Source organism: Salinicola sp. CPA57 (genome assembly GCF_003206035.1).
GTDB lineage: Bacteria > Pseudomonadota > Gammaproteobacteria > Pseudomonadales > Halomonadaceae > Salinicola > Salinicola socius.
Genome location: NZ_PZJR01000009.1, coordinates 322,921 through 345,885, shown reverse-complemented (window position 1 = coordinate 345,885; position 22,965 = coordinate 322,921). Strand labels below are relative to the sequence as shown.

Annotated in this window: 21 protein-coding genes; 14 read left to right on the top strand and 7 right to left on the bottom strand. The window is 62.7% G+C overall.

Translation table 11 applies throughout. The features are described from left to right. Window positions 1–218: 218 nt before the first annotated feature. A complete protein-coding gene (locus DOM36_RS11460; RefSeq protein WP_110643153.1) occupies window positions 219–2,006 on the bottom strand; it encodes a GGDEF and EAL domain-containing protein in 1,788 nt (595 codons plus the stop codon). A 265-nt stretch (window positions 2,007–2,271) separates the two neighbouring features. Here DOM36_RS11460 and DOM36_RS11455 point away from each other — a divergent pair, with 265 nt between their 5' ends. From DOM36_RS11455 to DOM36_RS11440, 4 genes are all read left to right on the top strand, one after another. Further along, entirely contained in the window at window positions 2,272–3,348 is a 1,077-nt protein-coding gene (locus DOM36_RS11455; protein WP_110643152.1) for a PA0069 family radical SAM protein, read from the top strand. Between the two features lie 231 nt (window positions 3,349–3,579). Beyond that, complete coding sequence (locus tag DOM36_RS11450) at window positions 3,580–4,371, top strand: glycosyltransferase family 2 protein (RefSeq protein WP_110643151.1); 792 nt, start codon at window positions 3,580–3,582, stop codon at window positions 4,369–4,371. Next, window positions 4,368–4,679, top strand: coding sequence for a lipid-A-disaccharide synthase N-terminal domain-containing protein (locus tag DOM36_RS11445; protein ID WP_075569102.1), 312 nt, complete (start codon window positions 4,368–4,370; stop codon window positions 4,677–4,679). The genes DOM36_RS11450 and DOM36_RS11445 overlap by 4 nt, the downstream gene beginning before the upstream one ends. A 14-nt stretch (window positions 4,680–4,693) precedes the next feature. Beyond that, window positions 4,694–6,427: a glycosyltransferase family 39 protein gene (locus DOM36_RS11440; protein WP_110643150.1), complete on the top strand. Its 1,734-nt coding sequence runs from the start codon at window positions 4,694–4,696 to the stop codon at window positions 6,425–6,427. A gap of 66 nt (window positions 6,428–6,493) precedes the next feature. On the opposite strand, the gene DOM36_RS11435 is transcribed toward DOM36_RS11440, so the two are convergent. Beyond that, the gene (locus tag DOM36_RS11435; protein ID WP_075569100.1) at window positions 6,494–7,894 is read right to left on the bottom strand and encodes an ATP-binding protein; all 1,401 of its coding nucleotides are present in this window, start codon (window positions 7,892–7,894) and stop codon (window positions 6,494–6,496) included. Further along, window positions 7,891–8,553, bottom strand: a complete 663-nt coding sequence (locus DOM36_RS11430; protein ID WP_110643149.1) for a response regulator transcription factor — start codon at window positions 8,551–8,553, stop codon at window positions 7,891–7,893. Before DOM36_RS11430 ends, DOM36_RS11435 begins: the two co-directional genes overlap by 4 nt. 292 nt (window positions 8,554–8,845) lie before the next feature. Between DOM36_RS11430 and DOM36_RS11425 the strand changes: the two genes are divergently transcribed. From DOM36_RS11425 to cobO, 4 genes are all read left to right on the top strand, one after another. Continuing rightward, complete coding sequence (locus tag DOM36_RS11425) at window positions 8,846–10,531, top strand: glycosyltransferase family 39 protein (protein WP_110643148.1); 1,686 nt, start codon at window positions 8,846–8,848, stop codon at window positions 10,529–10,531. After that, window positions 10,528–11,529 (top strand): SDR family NAD(P)-dependent oxidoreductase, encoded by a 1,002-nt coding sequence (locus tag DOM36_RS11420; protein WP_075569097.1) that lies wholly within the window; start codon window positions 10,528–10,530, stop codon window positions 11,527–11,529. Before DOM36_RS11425 ends, DOM36_RS11420 begins: the two co-directional genes overlap by 4 nt. Before the next feature lie 91 nt (window positions 11,530–11,620). Next, the gene (locus DOM36_RS11415) at window positions 11,621–11,929 is read left to right on the top strand and encodes a winged helix-turn-helix domain-containing protein (RefSeq protein WP_110643147.1); all 309 of its coding nucleotides are present in this window, start codon (window positions 11,621–11,623) and stop codon (window positions 11,927–11,929) included. Window positions 11,930–11,990: 61 nt separating this feature from the next. Beyond that, window positions 11,991–12,590, top strand: a complete 600-nt coding sequence (gene cobO / locus DOM36_RS11410; protein ID WP_075569095.1) for a cob(I)yrinic acid a,c-diamide adenosyltransferase — start codon at window positions 11,991–11,993, stop codon at window positions 12,588–12,590. Window positions 12,591–12,709: 119 nt separating this feature from the next. On the opposite strand, the gene DOM36_RS11405 is transcribed toward cobO, so the two are convergent. Then, on the bottom strand, window positions 12,710–13,660 hold the full coding sequence (locus tag DOM36_RS11405; RefSeq protein ID WP_157958630.1) for a cobalamin-binding protein: 951 nt from the start codon (window positions 13,658–13,660) through the stop codon (window positions 12,710–12,712). Window positions 13,661–13,811: 151 nt separating this feature from the next. Here DOM36_RS11405 and DOM36_RS11400 point away from each other — a divergent pair, with 151 nt between their 5' ends. After that, a complete protein-coding gene (locus DOM36_RS11400; protein ID WP_110643145.1) occupies window positions 13,812–14,648 on the top strand; it encodes an SIMPL domain-containing protein in 837 nt (278 codons plus the stop codon). A 93-nt stretch (window positions 14,649–14,741) separates the two neighbouring features. Here DOM36_RS11400 and DOM36_RS11395 read toward each other — a convergent pair whose 3' ends face one another. Beyond that, window positions 14,742–16,193, bottom strand: a complete 1,452-nt coding sequence (locus DOM36_RS11395) for a sodium-dependent transporter (protein WP_110643144.1) — start codon at window positions 16,191–16,193, stop codon at window positions 14,742–14,744. A gap of 346 nt (window positions 16,194–16,539) precedes the next feature. Here DOM36_RS11395 and DOM36_RS20090 point away from each other — a divergent pair, with 346 nt between their 5' ends. Continuing rightward, window positions 16,540–17,196, top strand: coding sequence for a TrkA family potassium uptake protein (locus DOM36_RS20090; protein WP_075569129.1), 657 nt, complete (start codon window positions 16,540–16,542; stop codon window positions 17,194–17,196). 46 nt (window positions 17,197–17,242) lie between these two features. Next, on the top strand, window positions 17,243–18,610 hold the full coding sequence (locus DOM36_RS11385) for a TrkH family potassium uptake protein (protein WP_075569093.1): 1,368 nt from the start codon (window positions 17,243–17,245) through the stop codon (window positions 18,608–18,610). Between the two features lie 36 nt (window positions 18,611–18,646). On the opposite strand, the gene DOM36_RS11380 is transcribed toward DOM36_RS11385, so the two are convergent. Beyond that, window positions 18,647–19,306 carry a LysE/ArgO family amino acid transporter gene (locus DOM36_RS11380; protein ID WP_232823802.1) on the bottom strand — a complete coding sequence of 220 codons (660 nt, stop codon included), beginning with the start codon at window positions 19,304–19,306 and terminating at the stop codon, window positions 18,647–18,649. 58 nt (window positions 19,307–19,364) lie between these two features. Here DOM36_RS11380 and DOM36_RS11375 point away from each other — a divergent pair, with 58 nt between their 5' ends. Both DOM36_RS11375 and DOM36_RS11370 read left to right on the top strand, forming a co-directional pair. After that, window positions 19,365–20,273 (top strand): LysR family transcriptional regulator ArgP, encoded by a 909-nt coding sequence (locus DOM36_RS11375; RefSeq protein ID WP_110643173.1) that lies wholly within the window; start codon window positions 19,365–19,367, stop codon window positions 20,271–20,273. Between the two features lie 171 nt (window positions 20,274–20,444). Continuing rightward, complete coding sequence (locus DOM36_RS11370; RefSeq protein ID WP_075569092.1) at window positions 20,445–20,825, top strand: hypothetical protein; 381 nt, start codon at window positions 20,445–20,447, stop codon at window positions 20,823–20,825. 211 nt (window positions 20,826–21,036) lie between these two features. Here DOM36_RS11370 and DOM36_RS11365 read toward each other — a convergent pair whose 3' ends face one another. After that, on the bottom strand, window positions 21,037–21,339 hold the full coding sequence (locus DOM36_RS11365; RefSeq protein ID WP_110643143.1) for an MTH1187 family thiamine-binding protein: 303 nt from the start codon (window positions 21,337–21,339) through the stop codon (window positions 21,037–21,039). A gap of 413 nt (window positions 21,340–21,752) precedes the next feature. On the opposite strand from DOM36_RS11365, the gene cfa reads away from it, so the two are divergent. Further along, on the top strand, window positions 21,753–22,904 hold the full coding sequence (gene cfa, locus DOM36_RS11360) for a cyclopropane fatty acyl phospholipid synthase (RefSeq protein WP_110643142.1): 1,152 nt from the start codon (window positions 21,753–21,755) through the stop codon (window positions 22,902–22,904). The last annotated feature ends 61 nt before the right edge of the window (window positions 22,905–22,965 follow it).

Below are 22,965 nucleotides of genomic sequence, written 5' to 3'. Positions count from 1 at the left end.
TCGGTTAGAGAGCGAAATGTCGACAAGTCACAAAAACCGTTCAACCGGAGGGCGCCACAACGCTGTATCGGCGACGCATCCGAGCGCAAACCTTCGAGAGCCACGCGAGTTGATCAGGGCCACAACCGAAAGCCCCGGACGTGAACGAGCCCCCGTCATCCGCCCGAAACCCTCCACCCGAAACCATCCGCCCGAAACATGGGTCACGGACAGTTTTCCTATCGAGCAGCCAACCAATCGTCGAAGGCTTCGGCGGTCATCGGCCTGCCCATCCAGTAACCCTGCGCTTCGTCGCAGCCCAGTGCTTGCAGTATCCGATAGCTTTCCTGGGTCTCCACGCCTTCGGCGACCACATGATAGCCCAGCTCCTGGGCCATGGAGATCATCGCTTTGATCAACGTCTGGCTGCGGGCTTGCTGATCTATCTGGGCGACGAAAGAGCGGTCGATCTTTACCACATCGGCCGGCACCTCCTGCAAATAAGCCAGGCTGCTATAGCCGGTACCGAAGTCATCGATAGCGAGTCTGATACCAGCGTTGACCAGCACATCGAGTGCTTCGCGAGCGGTCCGGGTGTTGCTGATCAGAGCACTCTCCGTCAGTTCAAGTTCGAGGGCACCCACCGGTAAAGCCTGCTCGGCCAGATACCTCTCGAGTCGAGCACTGAAATCCGGCTCACCGAGGTTGGCAGCGGAAATATTGACCGACATCTGCAACACTCGGCCGCGCCGGTGCCAGACGGCGGCCTGACGGATAGCGTGGCGCAGCACCCAGTCAGTCAGCGGCCGCACCATGGCCGTGTGCTCGATCAAAGAAATAAACTCGTCAGGGGAGATCGAACCCAGCGTCGGATGTTGCCAGCGAATGAGCGCTTCCGCGCCCACACAGCGGCCGGTGGCCAAGGACACTCGCGGTTGATAGACAAGCTGTAGCTGTCCGACGTCCTCGAGGGCATGACGAAAACCGTTGATCAGCTCAAAACGCCGAAAATGCTGCTCGTCTAAAGACGAAGAGAAGAGGCTGACCCCGATTTCGCTGTCACGGGCCGCCTGGCAAGCACTGTGCGAGGTTCGAAGGATATCGGCAGGCACGTTTTCGCCCAAGCGGAAAGGCGCTACCCCCACCATCGGACACAGTACGAAAAGCACGGCATCCCCAAGCGGCATGCTCGACAACACTTGCCTGAGGCGTAGGGCCATAGCCAGCGCTTCACTCTCCTCCAGACAGCGCTCGGCGCTTTCCAGAATGTAGGCATACTGGCAGGGCCCTACCTGATAGAGAACGTTGCCGACACCCAGTTCCAGCTGGAGGCGCATCGCCGCCTCGCGCGCCACATCGTCGAGACAAGCCGGCCCCAGGACACGCTGCAACGAGTGCATTTCGGCGATGTCGATCAGCTCGATATAGAGCGCAAAACAGCTTACGCCGGCCCTATCTCGGGCCCGGTCTTCCAGATCCTCGATGAACTTGCTGCTGTTGGATAGCCCGGTGAGCGGGTCGAGCCTGCCAAAGGCATGCTGCAGTTCGATTTGGGCCATGACCATCGCCGCCAAATCCTTCAGCATGCTTATCTCATGTTCTGTAACGCTCCGCGGCTCGTTGCCCAGAACGCACATCGCCCCCAGGAGATAGCCGTCGTATGTTTGCAACGGCGCCCCGGCATAAAAGCGGATGCCCGATTGCGCCAGAGGACTATCGCGGTAGTGCGGCGATTCGAGCAGATCGGGGATCACCACCACCCGAGACAAATCGGCAACTTCCCCGCAGCACGCCTTGGAACGCGGTATCTCCCAATGATCGATCCCCACTCGCGACTTGAACCATTGACGATTCTCGTCAGTGAGCGAAACGGCGGCGATAGGCAGGTTGAAAAGCTCACTGGCGATACGCGTGATGCGATCGAAACTCTCGCTGGGAGGCGTATCGAGCAGATTGAGCTGTCGCAGCTTCGATAATCGCTTGCGCTCGTGCTCTTCGACAGACGAGATATGGGAACCATTGATCATCCTGCAGCTTCCTCTGTGTCTCCCGCACGCTTTCGGCGCCTAGCCAGAAAGCTCTGAACGGCTATCGGCAATCTGGCCCCTGATCTTCAGCGATCCTCATCACGAGATTCGACAATATTTTCGAAGGTCCGATGAACGTCGTTGCCGGTCGTGGTCTTGACCCGGATAGGGTGTGACCCGATTCGCGACTTGTCGAACTGGCAAGGCTGGCCCAAGATACTGTATATATAGCCAGTCATCATGCCCAACCACAGGAGTCGCTGGAATGACGTCTCCCTATCGATTTACCGGCCCGCTGAAAGGCCGCGGCGCGACCTACAATCCCGACAACCGTTTCCAGCCGACGCATGGCACCGTGGAAGACGACGGCTGGTGGCAGCAAGAACTGCCGGCGCGTATCGCCACCCAGGTCCAGCTCGAAGCACCCCGCTCCGCGCTTTCCTGGAATCAATCGCCGGATCTGGGCTTCGATCGTTCGCTCAACCCCTATCGCGGCTGCGAGCACGGCTGTATCTACTGCTATGCCCGCCCCAGCCACGCCTACTGGGATCTCTCTCCCGGGATCGATTTCGAGACGCGCCTGATCGCCAAGACCGGCATGGCGGATCGATTGCGCGAGGAGCTGTGCAAACCCGGCTACGTCTGCCGGCCGATCAACCTCTCCGGCAATACCGACTGCTACCAGCCGATCGAGGCGCAGCACGGTACGACGCGCTCGCTGCTGGAACTGCTGCTGGAGTGCCGCCACCCGGTCACGCTGGTGACCAAGAGCGCGTTGATCCTGCGCGACCGGGAACTGCTCGCCGAAATGGCCCGCGAGCGGCTGGTCCGTGTCTTCGTCAGCCTGACCTCCCTCGACAACGAACTGAAGCGCACCCTGGAACCGCGTACCGCTTCGCCGGCGGCGCGCCTCAAGGTCATCCGGGATCTGCATGAAGCCGGGGTCCCGGTGGGCGTGCTGGTGGCGCCGGTGATCCCCGCCATCAACGACAGCGAGATCGAGACGCTGCTGGCGCGGGCGGCTGAGGCCGGGGCCCGAACCGCCAGCTGGACGCTGTTGCGACTGCCACGCGAGGTGTCGCCGCTGTTCGAAGCCTGGCTCGAGGAGCACTATCCGGAGCGCGCGGGCAAGGTCATGAGCCTGCTCCGCCAGTCCCGCGGCGGGCAGAACAACGACAGCCGTTTCGGCCACCGGATGCGTGGCGAGGGGCTGTTCGTGGACATGATTGACCAGCGTTTTCGCCGTGCCGCCGCTCGTCTGCAGATGGGCCAACGGGCGGAGATGGGTCTCGATACCACGCGCTTTCGCGCGCCTCACGCGCAGCAGGATCTGTTTGGCTGATTTTCGACAATCGGCAGGCACCCTTTGACCCTGCCCTGAGCAGGAACGTCGTTTTCCTGCTTGTCGCTTAAGATTTCTTTAAGCCTGGAACACGACCATGAACGGATCGCCCTCGCGCTTATCGTCCACGATTGCCCTGGCCTGACCGACGCGGTTGGGCCCGCGGCCCTTCGTCAAACCGATCCGTGATCTCTCAGGTTGCCCGTTCACATGGCCAGGATATCGTCACCAATGCGTTCAAGCCTCCATTCTCCCTTGATTTCGATTCTGATACCGGCCAAGGATGAAGTCGGCAATCTCCCCTGCCTGCTCGATGAAATCAGCCTGGCGCTTGCCGATGTCGAGCATGAAGTCATCGTCGTCGACGATGCCTCGACGGATGGCAGCTGGGAGCTGTTGACCCGGCGCGCGGCGCAGGATTCTCGCCTGCGCCCGATGCGTCACGCTTGCAGTGCCGGACAAAGCACCTCTGTCTGGCAGGCCGCGTGGGCGGCCCGCGGAACCTGGCTCGGCACGCTGGATGGCGACGGCCAGAACGATCCGGCGGACCTGCCGGCGCTACTCGCGCGCGCGCGACAGGGAGATGTCACGCTGGTGGCGGGTCATCGGGTTCAGCGCAACGACGATTGGCTAAAACGGGTGTCGTCGAAGATCGCCAATCGCGTCCGCGCGGCGTTGCTCAACGACGCCACGCCGGACACCGGATGCGGTCTCAAGCTGATCCGCCGCGACGCCTTTGTCTCGCTGCCCTACTTCGATCATATGCACCGGTTTCTCCCCGCCCTGGTTCGCGCTCAGGGGGGCGAGTGCGTTTCCGTTCCAGTCAATCACCGCCCGCGCGGCAGCGGTCGGTCGCATTACGGTCTCAACAATCGGCTGTGGGCAGGGATCGTGGATATGGTCGGGGTGATGTGGCTGCGACGCCGTAGCCGACTGCCTGCGGCCATCGTCGACACGATGACGCCGGCCGGCAGCCCCGCTGAGAATCCGAAAATTTCGACGCACGCGGAGCCGATGCCATGAATCAGGAATGGCTGTGGGTGACCATCGGCTTCATCGGCCAGGCGCTGTTCTCGGCACGCTTCATCATCCAGTGGCTCGCCAGCGAGCGCGCCAGGCGTAGCATCATTCCGGTCGCCTTCTGGTTTTTCAGCCTCGGCGGCGGCGCCACGCTGCTCGCCTACGCCATCTATCGCCGCGACCCGGTGTTCATCGCCGGCCAGGGCACAGGCCTGATCATCTACGTTCGCAACCTGATGCTGATCCGCCGGGAGACGCGTCAGACGGATTCCACCAGAACCGCACTTTCCGACGACGTCTCGAACTCCTGAACGGAACCCTTGCCATGCGACGCTTCTGGACCGACCCATCACAGGCGCAATATCGTCGTACCTGGTTGCTGTTGCTGCTGTTCACCATCGTGCTATTGGGAATCGGCATCGGCCTACGTGATCCGTGGCCCGCCGATGAACCACGTTTCGCGCTGAATGCCCTGGAGATGCTGCGTACCGGCCAGTTCTGGTTCCCGCACCGGGGCGGCGAGCTCTATCCCGACAAACCGCCCCTGTTCATGTGGGCATCGGCCCTGAGCATCTGGCTCACCGGCTCCGTGCGCTGGGGGTTTCTGATACCCACCACGCTGGCCGGTGTCGGTACCCTGTTGCTGACGGTAGATCTTTGCCGTCGCCTGTACGGACGGCGCATCGCGCTGATGTCGGGGGTGGCGCTACTGACCGCATTCCAGTTCGTGCTGCAGGCCAAGACGGCCCAGCTCGACATGATGCTGACGTTCTTTACCACCCTTGCCAGCTATGGTTTTCTGCGTCACGCACTGCTCGGCCCTGCCAAGAAGTGGTGGCTGGCAGGCTGGGCCGCAATGGGCCTCGGCATCATCACCAAGGGTGTCGGCATCCTGCCTCTGACACTGCTGCCGGCCTGGTGGTGGATGGCCTACCGCGGACAGGCCACACGCTTTCGTCTGAAGGATTTGGCGCAGGGGATCGGCGTCATGCTGCTGTGTGTGGCCACCTGGGCGGTGCCGATGATTGTCATGGCGACATGGGGAGATGACCCGTCATTGGCCGCCTATCGGGACAATATCCTGTTCAAGCAGACCGGCCAGCGCTACGCCGATTCCTGGGCGCACCTCGAACCCTGGTACTACTATCTGCTCAACGTTCTGCCGTGGGCGTGGATGCCGCTGATCCTGGCCTTCCCGTGGGCGCTCCCCGCCTGGTGGCGTCGTCTGTGTCGCGCCGATGCACGCATTCTGCTGCCGCTCAGTTCCGTCATTCTGATCGTCACTTTCTTTTCCCTGTCCCCCGGTAAACGTGGCGTTTACATGCTGCCGACGTTACCGCTGCTGGTCATGGCGATGGCACCGCTGCTGCCCGGACTGATCACTAAAAAGCGCCTGCATTGGCTGGGGTTCGGCCTGCTGGCCTTGCTCGGCGGCATACTGTTGATCGCAGGTATTCTGGGTTTCGTCGGTCTGCCGGCACTGACCAAAGTCGCCTCACGTCATGCGGTATCGCCCTGGGCATGGTGGATCGTCATCGCCGTCATAGCGCTTGGATTGCTGGCATGGGCGCGCCCGCGCCGCGGATTGTGGGCACTCTGCGGCTGGTTGATCGTTTTCTGGGTCAGTTGGTCGAGCTGGGGTTATACGCTGCAGGATCACGCTCGCTCTCCGCGGGACATGATGGCCGATGTCGAGTCGATCACCGGCACCGGCATCTGGTTGGCGATGCCGGATTACGATGAAGAGTTTCTTCTGCAGTCTCGCCAACCCAGCATTCAGTTCGGCGACAAGACGCCGGCAAGCGATCAGTTCCAGCGTGCCTTCGCCTGGCTCCAGCAGGATGACAGCCGCTGGATGTTCGCGATGAAGCGTCAAGCCGAAGATTACGACTGCATCGACCGCGGCCAGGTTCACGACATGGGGATTCAGAATGGCGACGACTGGTGGCTCGTTCCGGCGACGGCCGTGGGCCAGTGCCAGGGCGACGTGACCGCAGCGCCGATCTTCGTGGCACCGACCACCTTGCCGGACAGTACCGGCAGCGCACCGAGGGTTTAAAAGCCCGGGACTGCAGCATGAACCCGATGCGCTTCGAGACGGCGGCCAACGTCCCGGCGGGGTGAGTCAGACGACAGCATCGAGCCAGTCCAGCCTGACCACCAGGCCGCCTTCCGCGCGGTTGGCGAGCGTCATCGTCAACCGCTGGCGCTCGGCGATCTCGGCCGCAATGGAGAGGCCCAGGCCGCTGCCGCTAATACGCTGGTCGGACGCGCGTTGGAAGCGCTGTTTCACCGACTCCAGCAGCGCTTCTGGAATGCCGGGGCCGGAGTCCGCGATGGTCAGCCAGGGGTGCCGGTCATCGCTGCCCACCGCCACGACCACCGTCCCTTCCGGTGGGGTATAGCGCAGCGCGTTGTCCATCAGATTGCGGATCAGTATTCCCAGTTCGGTGGCATTGCCGGTAACGCTCACCGGCTCGCCTTCGACGATCTCCAGCGTCTGCTGCCGGGACTCGGCCAACGGCCACAGATCGGCGGCCAGATCCATGACCAAGGCCGGCAGCGGGATCGACTCAGGAGCCGGCCGTTCACGATGAATATCCAGACGAGCCAGCAGCAGCAACTGCTCGACCACGCGCTGCAGACGCTCGATGCCTTTATAGGCCTTGTCCAGTGCACTGGGCTCGCCGTAGCGGGCGTTGTCGAGATGGATCTTCATGGCCGCCAGCGGAGTTCTCAACTCGTGGGCCGCATCGGCCGTGAAACGCCGTTCACGTTCGAGCGTCTTGCCCAGACGGTCGATGAAATCGTTGAGCGCACCACGCAGGGTCTGCAATTCTCGCGGCACGCCCACGCGAATCGGACTCAAGTCTTTCTCGTCTCGCGCCTGAACTTGTCGGGAAAGATGATCGATCGGCTTCAAGCCTCGCCGAATCAGCCGGGCAATCAGCCAGATAAGGATCGGCAGCGCCAGCAGCAGCGGCACGAAATTTCCGATGGCGACCTTGTTGGAGAGTTCGTCCTGAAACGCTTCCCGCAACCCGACGCTCAGCCAGCGCCCGCCCTCGATCGGCATGCTGAAGACCCGCCAGCGATGACCGCCGAAACGCTGCCAGCGATACCCGGCGTCTTTCGGCGCCGGGAAGGCGTCGTCCTTCCCGTGCCAGCGCGGTCCCATCAGAATCGGTCGCTGTCCGGCATCCCAGAAGCCGAGCGACAGCATGCCCTCTTCATGGATGTAGCGCTTGGGATGGCCGATCTTGTCGAGGAGGCTGCCGGTTTGGCCATACCAGCGTGCGAAGTGCCCGGGTTGCGACAGCTTTTCGGCGACCGCCTGATACTCCCGTGATGTCGTGTCGGTATCGACGAGCGCCGACACCACGCGCGCCTGAAGGCTCAACTGCGCATCGAAGATCTCTTCCATTTCGTGGCGCGTGATCAGATAGGCGGCGGTGACTGCCAGCCCCATGACGATCAGCAGTACGCCAACGAGCGTAAAATTGAGATAGCGGCGGATCGATGTCATGCCACGCGGCTGTCCAGTCGATAGCCGATGCCTCTGACCGTAGCGATCAGATGCTTGTCGAGCTTGCGGCGCAGGTGGTGGACATGAACTTCCAGTGCGTTGGAACCGACCTCTTCTCCCCAGCCGTAGAGCAGACTTTCCAGTTTGGGGCGCGACATGACTTTATCGCGGTTTCTGGCCAGCTCGAGCAGCAGCGCAAACTCCCGTCGAGCGAGCGGGACAGACGCCCCCTTCCAACTGACTTCATGCTCGGCTTCGTTGATGGTCAACTGGCCGATCGCCAGCAGCTGGGTCGCCCTGCCTTCGGCACGACGCGTCACCACGCGCATCCGTGCCAGCAGCTCCTGCAGATCGAACGGCTTGAGCACGTAGTCGTCGGCGCCGGCATCCAGCCCCATGATGCGCTGATCGACCGCATCCCGGGCGGTCAGGATCAGAACCGGCAGCGGATAGTGGCGCCGAATGCCTTTGAGCACCTCGAGTCCGTCGATGTCCGGTAGACCCAGATCGAGCACGACCAACGAAAATGGCTCGACGCGCACCGCTTCCAGTGCATCCCGGCCTTTCATCAACCAGTCCACCACGTAGCCTTCCCGGATCAGGGCAGTCCGAATGCCGTCCCCCAGCAGGGGGTCATCTTCCACCAACAATACGCGCATTGCGGTTTCCGTCTTCGTTGCGTGTCTCTCGTTGTGTGTCTCGATCGTGCGCGTGCATCATCCGGCTTCGTCGTTCGTCTGCGTCACGCCGCCGAGGATCCCGACGGGATCTCGCCCGTCTAACCCATTGAGACACACCCACCTTAACGCTTTCTTATCGTGCGATTCGCTTCTCGGAATTCCGCCCCCAACCCCGTTCTTGCACGATCTGGAGACCGTCCTGTCTCGATAATATTTCGTTAAGCCAGCGCCATCACAGTAGCGTCTCTCCACTTCGTCGAGGCGCGATCGCGTGATCATCACCCGCCAGTTTCCGCACTCTCTCACTCTGTTGCGTTGGGAAACCAGACATCGCGACGCCGCGGTCATCGTGCTGCTCTGGTCGATGGCGCTCGCCGGCGCACTGGCCAAGCCGTTGATGCCGATCGACGAAACCCGCTACGTCTCGGTCGCCTGGGAGATGTGGCACGCCCACTCTTTCTGGCTTCCGCTCATGAACGGCGTCCCTTACGCCGACAAGCCGCCGCTGCTGTTCTGGCTGATCCATTCCGGCTGGTCGCTGTTCGGGGTCAGCGAATGGTGGCCCAGGTTGATCTCGCCGCTGGCGTCGCTGATTGCCATGGCGCATCTCTATCGCATCGCCCGCCGTCTGGGTTACGCCGGCAGTCAGGCGCGACTCGCGCCCATGGCATTGATGGCCATGTTGATGTGGAACCTCTACAGCGGCGCGCTGATGTTCGACATCCTGCTCAGCGCCTGCCTGCTGGGCGCCATCGCGCCGCTGGTAGCGGGCCAACTGACGATATCCAAGGCCACCGTCAGCGGGCTCTGGCTGGGGCTGGCACTGCTCGCCAAGGGCCCGGCCGTGTTCGTGACGCTCGGGCCGATTCTGCTGACGATCCCGCTTTGGCGAGCCTCAGCGCTGGGTCCATCCGGTCGGCGTCATCTCGTCCTGGCGCTGACACTGGGACTCGCCATGCTGCTGGCCTGGGCATTGCCCGCCGCGTGGCTGGGCGGTCGCGACTACGCCCAGGATCTACTCTGGGGCCAGAGCGTCGATCGCCTGCAACAGGCAATGGACCACGCGCGCCCCGTGTGGTGGTACCTCCCGTGGCTACCATTGCTCGCCTTCCCCTGGACGCTGTGGCCAAGCGCATGGCCTCGGCTGCCGCGCCACCGCCATCAGCGCCTGGCCTGGATCTGGCTAGGCTGCCCGCTGGTCATTTTTTCACTCATCAGCGGCAAGCAGATTCACTACCTGATGCCACTGCTGCCGGCGTTGGCGCTGCTGATCATGGACCGTCTCGGCAGCATCGATCGCCGTGCACGCCTGCGTGGCCGCCTGCCCGCCATGGCCATCGGCCTGCTAGGCGCGGCAGCTCCGGTTCTGATGCTCCTTGGCACTGGCGCCGTGAGTCGCGCGATGCTTTCCCCCTTCGGGGCTATTGCCCTGATCGCTTGGGCGGCTTTTCTCTGGTATCGGCATTGGCTGGGCGCCGCTCAAGCGATTCGCAATCTGGCACTCGGCACCGGTATCGCTGTGCTGATCGCCACCCAACTGATGCTGTCGCCCCTCTGGAGCCGCTACGACGTCACCGCTCCCGCCAGGCTGATGGCACGACTGCAGCATGAGGGGGTTCCCGTTGCCTTCAACGGCGATGGCTACCAGGCGACCTTTCAGTTCGCGGGACGACTGAGCAAGCCCCTAATCACGCTGAACGGTACATCCACAGATCTGTGTCGCTTTGAACACCAGATGCCGGAGGGCTGGGTCGTCGGCCGTGATCGCGATCTCCGTCCGTTGATGGATGACGCCACCGCCGCTCACACCTTCCCTTACCGCGGCGGGCAACTGGATGTGCTACCCGTCGCCGCCCTGTCATTCGGCAGGCAGGCGGTCGCCTGTGGCAATCAGAGCCCAGCACCCGTTCGCCGGCTCGATCAGTCATGGATTCATCAAGGACAGAAATCTGCATGAAAATCCTCGTTACCGGTGCCGCCGGATTCATCGGCTTTCATCTTGCCGATCGTCTTGCCCGCGATGGTCACAGTGTCGTCGCCCTCGACAACCTCAACGATTACTACGCCGTCTCCCTCAAGCAGGCGCGAGTCGCACAGCTGTCCGGGGTGCCGTTCCATCGCATCGATATCGCCGATCTAGCGTCGCTGGAGGCGTTGTTTGTCCGCGAACGTTTCACTCACGTGGTCAATCTCGCCGCCCAGGCCGGCGTGCGCCATTCCGTCGATCACCCGCACGAGTACGGGCGCAGCAACCTGACCGGGTTTCTCAATCTGCTCGACGTGTGCAAGCGTCACGATGTCGAGCATCTGCTCTACGCCTCCTCCAGTTCGGTCTACGGGCGCCAGAAAACCCTGCCATTTCGGGAGACCGATGCCGTGAATCAGCCGGCCTCGATCTACGCCGCAACCAAACGCGCCAATGAGATGATGGCCTACAGCTATGCCGACCTGCATCGGCTGCCTTCCACCGGAATGCGTTTCTTCACCGTCTATGGCCCGTGGGGACGACCGGACATGGCGCCATGCCTGTTTGCCGCCAACCTGTTACGCGCAGAGCCGATCGATATCTTCAACCACGGCCGCATGGCCAGAGACTTTACCTATATCGACGATGTCATCGAGTGCATCGTGCGGTTGCTGCCCCTCGCTCCAGAATCGGCGCCCGCCCCGACTACCGAGCGCAGCGCGCCGCACGACATCTACAATCTGGGGCGCGGCAAGCCGATCGCCCTGCTAGACTTCGTCGCCACGCTGGAAGCCCGGCTGGGCGTCACCGCCACCAAGCACTTCAGACAAATGCAGCCGGGCGATATGGAGCGCACCTGGGCGGACACCCGCAAGCTGCAGTCGGCCATCCATTACACGCCTCAGATTTCGCTGGAACGGGGCATCGATCGCTTCGTGGATTGGCTTCTCGATTACCGCGAGCTGCTGCTGGAATCCATGGCCGCCTGACTCGCGTGCTGCCCTACGGTGCCAACGGTCGTCGAACGCAAGGCGTTGGCGTAGCATCGGAGCCATGCCATCCCGAACCACGAGCCCGTCCATGACTCTCAGCAAGACCCGCACCAGCTTCTATCGTCGCCTCTACGTCGCCCACCTGATCGATGCCGGACTTGCCGCGAGCGTGCCGGCCATCGTCGAGGTCAGCGGCATGCCCCGGCGTACCGCGCAGGATACGCTGGCCGCACTGGGCGAGCTCGACATTCGCTGCGAGTTCGAGCAGTCCGCGGGCGAACGTCACCAGATCGGGCGCTACGTGATCCGCGACTGGGGCCCGATCTCATCGACATGGGTCGAGCATCATGCCGCCGAGATCGCCGGCGCGCTGGGCTATCCGCTTCCCGCACCGTGATCCCGATCCGCCTTTCCTTTGCCGACCCGATCGCCCTTCCATCCAAGACCGGAGCCCAGCCATGAGTGACCGCCAGCAGCGTCACCAGCAAGCGATGCAGAAACTCAAATCCCACGTCGACGAGAAGGTCGCCGCCGCCACAGAACAGCGCGGTCTACTGCTGGTCTTCACCGGCAACGGCAAGGGCAAGACCACGGCGGCCTGGGGCACCGTCACCCGTGCGCTGGGCTACGGCTATCGCGTCGGCGTGATCCAGTTCATCAAGGGGCTGTGGGAATGCGGCGAACGCGACCGGCTGATCGACGATCCCCACCTCGAGGTCCACGTGATGGCGACGGGATTCACCTGGGACACCCAGAATCGCGACAGCGACACCGTCGCCTGTCTCGAGGTGTGGCTGGAGGCCGAGCGCCTGCTCGCCGATCCCGACGTCTATCTGGTGGTGCTCGACGAGATCACCTACATGCTCAAGTTCGGCTATCTCGAGTTCGAGACGGTCAGGCGCGCCATTGCCAATCGGCCGCGGGAACAGAGCGTGATCGTGACCGGGCGCAATGCCCACCGCGAGCTGGTGGAAATGGCGGATACGGTGACCGAAATGCACGACACCAAACACGCGTTCAATGCGGGGGTGCAGGCGCGTCGAGGCATCGACTACTAACGCCAAGAGCAATGAGCCACGGGCCAAGAGCCAAGATCCCCGGGTTGAGCGCCAAGAGCGACGAGACGCGGCCAGGAATTCCCTTTCCGCTATCGACTCGCTGGCTATCGGGTCGTCGGCTATCGGATCGTCTGGGCAAGCGCCCGACACACTTGGCGCACGGCGTGGATCATGCGTGGGCCGGGGCGGCTGATCGCGTCCGGGTCCAGCGTGTACATCGCCCCGTTGCGCACCGCCGGTAATTCATCGTGCTTGGCCCAGAACGACTGCCAGCGATCATCGTTACCGGCTGCCAGAATGACCTCTGGCTGCGCTTCGATCAGTGACTCCCAGCCGATCTGGGGCACCAGCACCGGCGCATCGTCGAACAGCGGCACGCCGCCACAGTGGCGAATCACCTGGGTCACGATCTGACCGCCGGCCAGGGTGGTCAAGGGTGACTGCCCCAACTGATAGAACACCCGTGGTGCCGGGGAAAGCTGCTGCGTTGTCCCTTCCAGCGCTTGTTCGAAATCGGAAGCGGCCTGCTCTCCCGCCGAGGCATGTCCCGAGAGCCGGCCGATATCCCGCAGGTCGCCCGCGATCTCGCCGAGCTGGCGCGGCTCGCTGCGATAGACGGGGATATCCAGGCGCTCGAGCTGCTCGACCAGCGAAGCCGGCGTACCGCTACCCCAGACCAGCACCAGATCCGGCTGCCTGGCAACGACCAGTTCGAGTGGAATCCCTCGGTAGCTGCCGACACGGGCGATCTGCCGCGCCGCCGGCGGGTAGTCGCTGCCGTCGATGACGCCGACCAGCTGTCTGCCGGCGCCGACGGCGTAACTCAATTCCACCAGGTGCGGTGCCAGCGCAATGATGCGCTCGGCCGGCCGCGCCAGCGTCACCCGACGGCCGCTATCGTCTTCCACACTGACCGCAGTCACACCCACGTCGGATTCGGCTGCTGAAACCCTGGTCGCCGGCCAGCCGACAACGGCCACCATCAGCGCCAGTGCGAACGGCGACACAGCCGCCAATGGCCAGCGGATTGTCTGGCGCCAGCGGCTCGGCAATGGGGAAAGACAGCGCATCATCGACTCGAAGGGTTGGGATATAGAAGCGGGCGAGCATAGCATGGGAACCGAACGACGCTGGAAGCGTCCATGCAGCGCTCGGTTCTCGCACGAACGACGTTTCAACGCCGGTTTTCGGTACCGCCGTTTTTTCGACAAAGGAAATGCCATGTTTCTCGACACGCCTATCGACCTTCGCCACGCATTGTGCGACTCATCCCCCCGCAAGGCCCACCCGCAGACACTGGGGCGGACCCTCGGCCTGGGCGTCGCCGCGGTGCTGGCGACCCTGACGCTGGCCACGCCGGCGCTCGCCGACAAGACACCCCACCAGATCCACGTGCAGGCCAATGCCAAGATCGATATCGCGCCCGATCAGGCAACGCTGAACGCCACGCTTTGGGAGCGCACGCCCGCTCAGGTTCAGGGCGAGGAGTCCTCGGGCGATAGCGACGCCATCAAGAAGGCGCGGGAACGGCTCGAATCCCGCACCGGCGAATTGATCCGCACGTTGGAAAATGCGGGTATCGACAGCAGGAACATTCGCGCCGGTTCGCTCAGCGTGCGACCCGACTTCGTGCAGACCGCCAATCGGGGCGACGACAACACGCCTCCCAAGGTACGCACCCAGGTCGAACGTTCGGTGTCGTTGACGCTCGATGAGCTCGACCGTCTGCCGCGCGTTCTCGACGCCTTGACCAGCGCCGGGGTCGATTCACTCGACGGTGTCAGCTACGGCCTCAAGGACAGCGACGCCGCCGACGATCGGGCGCTCAAGCAGGCACTCGAACGCGCCCGCCAGAAGGCCGAGATGATGGCGGACACGCTGGGCGTCGATCTGGGCGATGTCGTCACCATCGAGGAGACCACCGCTCCGCGCTACCAGCCGCAGATGGTGATGATGCGCGCCGCGGAGGCCGACAGCAGTGGCAGCGCCGCGGAGTACCGCAGTGGCGAGATCAGCATCGACGCAGGTGTCAGCGTCAGCTGGGAAATCGATGACTGATGCCTCTCGGGCGGGCGTCGGCGCCCGCCCGACAACAAAACTCGGTGGCCACGTCACCAATTCGATGAGAACTCGCTGACGACTGACCGCCTCTCACCCACCCTGGCGTCCATGACGACGAAGGATAGCGACTTCGGCAATCAGCGCGAGAACCAGGACTGCCGCCAGCCAGCGCCAGTCGAATGCCGCCCCCAGCGCGCCGAGGGCGTCCAGGAACACCATCACGATCGCCAGCGGACAGACATAACGGATCGCGAATCGCCACAGTGCGTGAACCGCCGAAGGTAGCCCCAACTCCTCTTTCAGACTCTCTCCGCGCAGCACGAATCCTGCCAGCAGCGCCGTTCCCAGCCCCCCCAGCGGCATCAAAAAGCGCGAGGTCAGAAAGTCGAGCCAGTCGAAGAAATGTCGCCCCGCCAGCTTCCAGTCCGCACCGACGTTGAACGACAGCATCGCCAGCGTGCTCACTACCCACAGCAGAATACCGACACCCCAGGCCGCCCTGACGCGGGACAGGCCGTGACTCTCGTTCAACCATGCGACCGTCGCTTCGATCATCGAGATGGCCGATGTCAGTGCAGCCACGGTGAGCATCAGAAAGAAGATCGTCTCGACTGCGCCACCCAGCGGCATCTGCTGGAAGGCCAGCGGCAGACTCATGAAGATCAGGCCAGGGCCGGATGCCGGGTCCATCCCGTTGGCGAAGATCACCGGGAAGATCGCCAACCCCGCCATCAGTGCGACCAGGGTGTCGCAGATGGCGACCATCAGCGTGGTGCGGCCGATGGATTGATCTGCCGGCAGGTAAGCGCCATAGGTGAGGATGGCACCTGAAGCCAAGGACAAGGTAAAGAAGGCGTGGCCCATCGCGGCCAACACCGCCTGTCCGGTGAGCTTGCCGGGGTCGAAGGCAAACAGGAAGTGCACTCCGGCGCCGAAACTGCCGGAGAAGAGCGCATAGACGATCATCACGACCAGCATGACCACCAGACCCGGCATCATCCAGCGCACGCTTCGCTCGATGCCCGCCTGTACGCCCAGCCCCACGATCGCCATCGTTGCCAGCGTGACCAGCGTGCTCCAGAACCCCAGATTCCAGGGGTTGGCATTGTTGGCGCTGAAGATGGCGGCCATGCCCTCGACGCTATGGGCGGCGAGACCACCCGTCACCGATTTCCACAGATAGGAGACCGCCCACCCGGCGACCACCACGTAGAACGACAGAATCATGAAGCCGCACAGCATCGCCATCCATCCCAGCCCCGACCACCATCGGCTGCGCCCGGACTCCCTCGTCACCCGCCGGATGGCGTCGATCGGACTGCCTCTCCCTCGGCGCCCGAGTGCGATCTCCGCCATCATCACCGGCACGCCGATGGCGGCAATGCAAAGGAGATAGACCAGCACGAAAGCGCCGCCGCCATATTCGCCGGTCATGTAGGGGAACTTCCAGATGTTGCCCAGGCCTACCGACGAGCCGGTGGCCGCGAGGACAAAGCCCCAGCGTCCCAGCCACAGATTCTTGGGTGATGCGATTGCGGTCATGCGTCCTCGTCGTTCCAGTAGCTGGCTGGGTCGAGCCGTGCCGTGCCCGAACCGGGCCTCGAGCACCGATCCGGTGCCGGGAATCGCCCATAACGGTGTCGCTCCTGATGAGAAAAACGACCCATGGCGGGAGATGCGGCGGGGGATTGTAGCGTCGACGCGAGACATGCGCGACCGCATCATGGTTGGTACGATGCCGGGGCTTGTGCAAAGCTCGGCGCACAGCGATGATCCGGGCGGTTTATCAGGGCCTCTGACGACTCATGTCAAGCTCGTGACGATTTCATGTCAGGCTCAGGTGTTTCGTTTCGGTCTCTGTCAGACGAGACCTCACAAGGAGATTTCGATGTCCCGGCACTTCGCCATTCTGGGGTTGGGCTATTTCGGCAGTACCGTCGCGCGTGAATTGAAACGCCACCAGAATCAGGTGCTAGGCGTCGATGCCGACGAAACCCGTGTCGACGCGCTGTCGGACATTCTCGACCATGCGGTAATTGCCGATCTCACCGACGAGAAGGCGCTGGGTGAGCTGTCGCTCGATGCCTACGACGTGGTGGTGATCGACGTCGACGACAACGTCGAGGCCAGCGTGACCTGCACGCTCCACGTCAAGGAGCTCGGCGCCAAGGAGATCTGGGCCAAGGCGCACTCCGACTCTCACTACAAGCTGCTCAAGCGCCTCGGCGCCGATCGCGTGGTCTATCCGGAATACGATGTCGGCGTGCGCGTGGCAGAAAGCCTCAACTATCACGCCATGGTCGATTTCATCCGGCTGGGCGAGCGCCAGTTCATCGTCGAGATCGAAACCACCGAGCGCCTGATCGAGAACTGCGCCAGTGTCGCCAATCTCTCGATCGATCGTGATGCGCTGTTTCTGGTCGCCATCAAACGCGGCCAGGAAGTGATCCGCAATCCGGCCGACGACACCCCGCTCCAGACCGGCGACAGCCTGATCCTGATGGGCGACCTGCAGGCGCTGCGCGAAATCGGCAAGCAGATATGAATCTCCCGATAGCTCATGCCTCCGAGCCGGCGTCGGGGATGCGCCCGTGAGACGCTGGCAACGCTTGAAACAGCCGTTTCGTCGTGCCCCCCATGGCGGCGTCATCCGGCTATCGCCGCCGGAAGTGCTGTTGCTCGGTTTCGCCCTGCTCTGCGCCATCGGCGCCCTGCTGCTGTGGCTGCCCGGTAGCGGTACACGTCCGCTGGCCTGGCACGAGGCACTGTTCACCGCGACATCGGCGGTCACGGTCACCGGCCTCAGCGTGATCGATGTCGGCGAGGATCTGACCTTCGTCGGCCAGTTGGTGGTGCTGGTGATGATCCAGCTGGGCGGCCTGGGTTTCATGACGTTCGCCGCCCTTACCGTGCTGCTGCTGGGGGCGCGGCTGCCGCTGAGCCAGCAGAACCTGGTCCGCGAGGCGTTGGGCGAGATCGCCTTCAGCGACATCCGCGATCTGGTCAAGCTGGTGATCGCCTTCGCATTCATTACCGAAGGCATCGGCACCTTGCTGCTGGCGTGGCACTGGGTGCCGGAGTACGGCCTGAAAATGGGGTTGTGGCATAGCCTCTTTCATGCCGTTTCCGCGTTCAACAACGCCGGATTCTCGACCTTCTCCGATAGTCTGATACAGGAAGTCGGCGACCCGCTGGTCAACGGCACGGTGACACTGATGTTCATCGTCGGCGGGCTCGGCTTCGTGGTGGTAAGCGACCTGTATCGCCATCGCCGCTGGTCGCGTCTGTCGATGCAGACCAAGGTCGTGCTGCTGGCCACGTTCTGGCTCAACGTGATCGCCACCGCGATTCTGCTTGGCCTGGAGTGGTCCAATCCGGACACGCTGGGCGGTCTGGGCGATATCTTCGCCAGGATACAGGCTGCCTGGTTCCAGGCTGTCACCCCGCGTACGGCCGGGTTCAACACGCTGGAGATCGGTTCGCTGACCGACGCCTCGACGCTGCTGGTGATGCTGCTGATGTTCATTGGCGCGGGCTCCAGTTCCACTGCCAGCGGTATCAAGATCACCACTTTCGTGGTGCTGCTGCTGACGGCTCGGGCGTTCTACCGCAACACCGAACACCCCACCGCGTTCGGCCGTTCGATCACCCAGGAGACCGTGATCAAGGCGATCACGGTCGCGCTCGCCGGGGTTCTGCTGGTCTTTCTGACGCTGTTCGGGCTCACCATCACCGACGGCGACCATTCGTTTCTCGATCTGGCGTTCGAGACGGTTTCCGCCTTCGGTACCGTCGGGCTGTCCCGCGGCATCACCAGCGATCTCTCGCTGCCCGGCCAGTTCCTGCTGGGGCTGACGATGTTGCTGGGTCGTGTCGGGCCACTCTCGGTAGGCTATTTTCTCGCCACCCGCCAGGCGCGAGGCGTGCGCTATGCCAAGGGCGAGATACAGATCGGCTAGCGATCTGTCGCGTTCGTTGTGGTGCTGGCGACGCGTTCACAGCGGACGCATCGCGAGCTGCCAGGCGATCGCCAGCATGATCAACCCCACCGCAATATCGATCCCCTGCCACCAGCGGGGATCGCGCAGCCGTGGTGCCAGCCAGTGGGCCAACCCGACCAGACCGAAGAACCAGACCAGCGAGGCCGCCGAGGCCCCGATCACGAATCCGGCAGGGCTGGACTGCTGACCGCCGATGATCCCGAGCATCACCACCGTATCCAGATAGACGTGTGGATTGAGCAGTGTGACGCCCAGCGTCGCGACCACCACGGATCTGGCATCTGGCGAACTCACGCCGATCGACGCTCCGTTCTCCTTGTCTTGCAGGTTGATGGCTTGAGCACGGAAGGCACGCCTGAACGCCAATGCGGCCTGCCACAGCAGCCAGATCACCCCGCCCCATCGAGCCAGCTGCAGCCCGGTGGAACTCGACGTGATCAGCGGCGCAAGACCCGCCACACCAGCGGCGACCAGCAACAGATCGCAAACCGCACAGATGCCGGCCACCAGCCAGCCGTGTTCGCGTCGCAGACCCTGACGCAACACGAACGCGTTCTGCGCGCCGATGGCTACGATCAGGCTGGCGCCGATCAACAGGCCGTGAACGATGGAAGTTCCCACGATAGCGATCTCGAATGAAGGGATTCGCATCATGCCGGGAATTCGACTATTAATAAAAATGAACAAGCTGAATGAGGCATTAGCGAATTTGATGCTGGATTACAAACTTCTGGAGGCGCTTTCCGCCATTGTCGATCAAGGCGGATTCGATCGCGGTGCGCAGCAACTCAACCTGACCCAGTCGGCCGTCTCGCAACGCATCAAGCTACTGGAAGCGAGACTCGGCCAGCCCGTAGTCGTTCGCACCCCTCGGCTGGTGCCGACACCCTTGGGGCAACGGCTGTTGAATCATGCCCAGCAGGTGCGTCTGCTGGAACACGACCTGCTGGACAGGATTCCGGCGCTCGGCGAGAGAACGCAACGCCTGCGACTGGCGATCAACGCCGATAGCCTGGCGACCTGGTGGGCACCGACCCTCGGTGATTTCTGTCATCGCAGAGGCGTCCTGCTGGACCTGGTGGTGGACGATCAGGAGGTGGCGCTGCGGCGCATGCGCGACGGTGAGGTGGCCGGTTGCATCTGCGCCACCGCTCGCCCGGTCCAAGGCGCCCGCGCCCGCGCGCTCGGCACCATGCGTTATCGCGTCATGGCCAGCCCCACCTTTGCCGAACGTCATTTCGCGGAGGGCGTGACCCATCGAACGCTGGAGCAAGCGCCGGCGATTCTCTATGGACCGGATGACCGCCTGCATCAACGCTATCTCGATGTCCATGGCATCAGGACGCCATTCCCCTATCACCTGTGCCCCTCGTCAGAAGGGGTACTGCACATGACCCTTGCCGGTATCGGCTACGCCATGATCCCCGAGACGCAGGCGGCGGCCGGGCTAGCCGCCGGCGATCTCGTCGATCTCGATCCGCAGCAGCCGCTGGACGTACCACTGTATTGGCACTTCTGGCGCCATGGCGGTGAACTGCTCGATGCGCTTACCGCCCACCTGCTTTCCGCCGGCGACCATTGGCTGATCCCACCGAAAACGCCATCGACTGCGATCATCTGACAACGCCGTTGTCGCGATGGAGCGACATTTTTCCCTACGTTAGAATGACTTACGATAACTGGTGACTTGAAGATCGAAACGTACGGTCTAGACTGAAGCCTGATAGCCACAGCGTCGTCAAAGGATCTTGCCGACGCTGGTTCAAGAACCGTGACACAAGGAGTGAGTGACATGATGCAGACGACAACCAGAACCCCGGCATGGATGGCCCTGGCTGGCGTGCTGACACTGGGCGTCCTTTCCGGCTGCGCCAGCGACAGCAGCTCGATCGAGAAAGATTCCTCCGATTACGTCGTGACCGGATTGGGTGACGACCAGGATGAAGCGATGAGCAACGCCAAGGAACGTTCTCTCGAGCAGTGCGAGAGCCAGGATCGCGATGCCTTCGTCATCGTCGAGCAACAGATGATGGGACCGAACGACAGCGCCAACAAAGCGGCAAGCGCCAACGATCAGCTCGAAGGCGCGACCGTCGACGAGGACACCGAGCTACAGGCTGCCACTCAGGAAGGAGATGGCTACAAGGCGACCTGGACGATCCGCTGTCGCTGAACCGACGGACCGTTATCGAAACCACCCCATCAGCCCCGTCGACCGCATTGCCGGCGGGGCTGATTGTCCCGATTTATCGGCGATTCAGGCCCGCCGGGGGCTCTTTCGAAACCCGCCGAGGGCTCTTTCAATCCCGCGGAGGGCTCTCTCAGACCCGCCGAGGGCTCTTTCAATTCCGCCGAAGGCTCTCTCAGACCCGCCGAAGGCGCTTTCAATCCCGCCGAAGGCTCTCCACGCTCTCGACCTTGTCATTCATGCGCTGCTCCCGATCCGTACGGGTCCCCATCTTCAGTGTCGTGGTGATCCTTGGCGCTCCCATCGCGTGCACCGCTTCATGGCAAGCCTTGACCACCGCCATCACCTCATCCCAGGGACCTTCGATATTGGTGCCGTAGGCATGCATTCGATGATGCAGGCCGGAGGCCTCGATCACGCGCTGGCACTCCGCCACGTGCGATGACACGGAAACGCCTACCCCCAACGGCACGACACAGAGATCGATGATCACGTGCATGGTCTGCCTCCTTGAATGGCTGCTGGATTGCTGAGATCGGCCCTCATTCAGCCTCATTCGAATCAGGCTTGTCGATTTCCCGGCGTAAAAAGCCGTGCATGGCTGGACTATTGAGAGAATAGCGCTAGGATTATTGACGGGAAAGCCGTTAGCACGCAATGTAAATAAAGCCAACATGGCATTTGCGGCTAGCATCTCCACAAGGCTAACCAGTAGGAAACAGGGACCGTGGCGCACCACGTCACCGCCGCCATAGCTTGATCCTCCGTACCGATCCAAGCGAGTGGAAAATGACCGAACCAACGCGTCATCGCGGTCAAACCCGCAAGTCAACAGGTTATTTTCTGCCGCTCGAGCGGAGCGATGCGATCGGGCGGCCGGGGAACGGGCTGCGCCCTTCGCCAGGAAAAACCATGACCAGTAATACGCCTATCGCTCCCGTCGCGCTGCCCGACACCCGAGCTCGTCAAACCCTGGAAAAACTGCTGCAAGGCTCCGGCGTTACCCTCAATGGTAACCAGCCGTGGGATATTCGCGTTCATCATCCCGATCTGTTCTCGCGAGTCATCCGCCAAGGCTCCATCGGTTTTGGCGAAGCCTATATGGACGGATGGTGGGAGTGCGATCGCATCGACGAGATGATCCATCGCCTGTTGCGTCACGGCCTCGGCGGCGTGGCACACACCACCACCGAACGCGTGGTCTACAAACTGCAGTCGAGCTTCGTCAACCTGCAGAGCAAGGCGCGAGCCTACATCGTCGGCAAAGAGCACTACGATTTCGGCAACGACCTTTTCACCCGGATGCTCGACGAGACGCTGTGCTACTCCTGCGGCTACTGGAAGGAGGCGCAGACGCTCCATGAAGCGCAGATCGCCAAGCTCGATCTGGCCTGCCGCAAGCTCGATCTCGAGCCAGGCATGAAGGTGCTGGATATCGGCTGTGGCTGGGCCAGTTTTGCCGAACATGCGGCTCGCCAGTACGGCGTCGAAGTGACCGGCATCACCATCTCCGAAGAGCAGGCGAAACTGGGCCGCGAGCGCTGCGCCGGCCTGCCGGTCGAGATCCTGCTCGAGGACTATCGCGAGCTCACCGGCGAGTTCGACCGTATCGTCTCGATCGGCATGTTCGAGCACGTCGGCCAGCGCAACTACGCCACCTACTTCGATACCATCAAGCGCCTGTTGAAACCCGGCGGCCTGTTCGTGCTGCACACCATCGGTTCCAATACCAACGAAGTCAGCATCGACCCCTGGATCAACAAGTACATCTTCCCCAACGGCATTCTGCCGTCGATCCAGCAGATCGGCGATGCCAGCGAGGGCAAGCTGGTGATGGAAGACTGGCAGAACTTCGGTGCCGACTACGACACCACGCTGATGGCGTGGCAGGACAATCTGCTCGCCCGTTGGCACGAAATCGCCGACCGCTACGATAAACGCATCAAGCGGATGTTCCTCTACTATCTCGGCTCTTGCGCGGGGGCCTTCCGGGCAAGAGATCTCCAGCTGTGGCAGGTGGTCTATTCCAACGGCCGGGGTGGCCGTTACGATTCGCCGCGCTAGCCCGAGCCACGAGCCGAAACCAGTGTCGCAGAGGGCCACTCGAGTGGAAAAGAAAGGGGCC

Coding starts and splice junctions, on each gene's coding strand:
- DOM36_RS11460 (WP_110643153.1), bottom strand. CDS start 2,006: ATGATCAATGGTTCCCATATCTCGTCTGTCGAAGAGCACGAGCGCAAG.
- DOM36_RS11455 (WP_110643152.1), top strand. CDS start 2,272: ATGACGTCTCCCTATCGATTTACCGGCCCGCTGAAAGGCCGCGGCGCG.
- DOM36_RS11450 (WP_110643151.1), top strand. CDS start 3,580: ATGCGTTCAAGCCTCCATTCTCCCTTGATTTCGATTCTGATACCGGCC.
- DOM36_RS11445 (WP_075569102.1), top strand. CDS start 4,368: ATGAATCAGGAATGGCTGTGGGTGACCATCGGCTTCATCGGCCAGGCG.
- DOM36_RS11440 (WP_110643150.1), top strand. CDS start 4,694: ATGCGACGCTTCTGGACCGACCCATCACAGGCGCAATATCGTCGTACC.
- DOM36_RS11435 (WP_075569100.1), bottom strand. CDS start 7,894: ATGACATCGATCCGCCGCTATCTCAATTTTACGCTCGTTGGCGTACTG.
- DOM36_RS11430 (WP_110643149.1), bottom strand. CDS start 8,553: ATGCGCGTATTGTTGGTGGAAGATGACCCCCTGCTGGGGGACGGCATT.
- DOM36_RS11420 (WP_075569097.1), top strand. CDS start 10,528: ATGAAAATCCTCGTTACCGGTGCCGCCGGATTCATCGGCTTTCATCTT.
- DOM36_RS11415 (WP_110643147.1), top strand. CDS start 11,621: ATGACTCTCAGCAAGACCCGCACCAGCTTCTATCGTCGCCTCTACGTC.
- cobO (WP_075569095.1), top strand. CDS start 11,991: ATGAGTGACCGCCAGCAGCGTCACCAGCAAGCGATGCAGAAACTCAAA.
- DOM36_RS11405 (WP_157958630.1), bottom strand. CDS start 13,660: ATGCGCTGTCTTTCCCCATTGCCGAGCCGCTGGCGCCAGACAATCCGC.
- DOM36_RS11400 (WP_110643145.1), top strand. CDS start 13,812: ATGTTTCTCGACACGCCTATCGACCTTCGCCACGCATTGTGCGACTCA.
- DOM36_RS11395 (WP_110643144.1), bottom strand. CDS start 16,193: ATGACCGCAATCGCATCACCCAAGAATCTGTGGCTGGGACGCTGGGGC.
- DOM36_RS20090 (WP_075569129.1), top strand. CDS start 16,540: ATGTCCCGGCACTTCGCCATTCTGGGGTTGGGCTATTTCGGCAGTACC.
- DOM36_RS11380 (WP_232823802.1), bottom strand. CDS start 19,306: ATGATGCGAATCCCTTCATTCGAGATCGCTATCGTGGGAACTTCCATC.
- DOM36_RS11375 (WP_110643173.1), top strand. CDS start 19,365: ATGCTGGATTACAAACTTCTGGAGGCGCTTTCCGCCATTGTCGATCAA.
- DOM36_RS11370 (WP_075569092.1), top strand. CDS start 20,445: ATGATGCAGACGACAACCAGAACCCCGGCATGGATGGCCCTGGCTGGC.
- DOM36_RS11365 (WP_110643143.1), bottom strand. CDS start 21,339: ATGCACGTGATCATCGATCTCTGTGTCGTGCCGTTGGGGGTAGGCGTT.
- cfa (WP_110643142.1), top strand. CDS start 21,753: ATGACCAGTAATACGCCTATCGCTCCCGTCGCGCTGCCCGACACCCGA.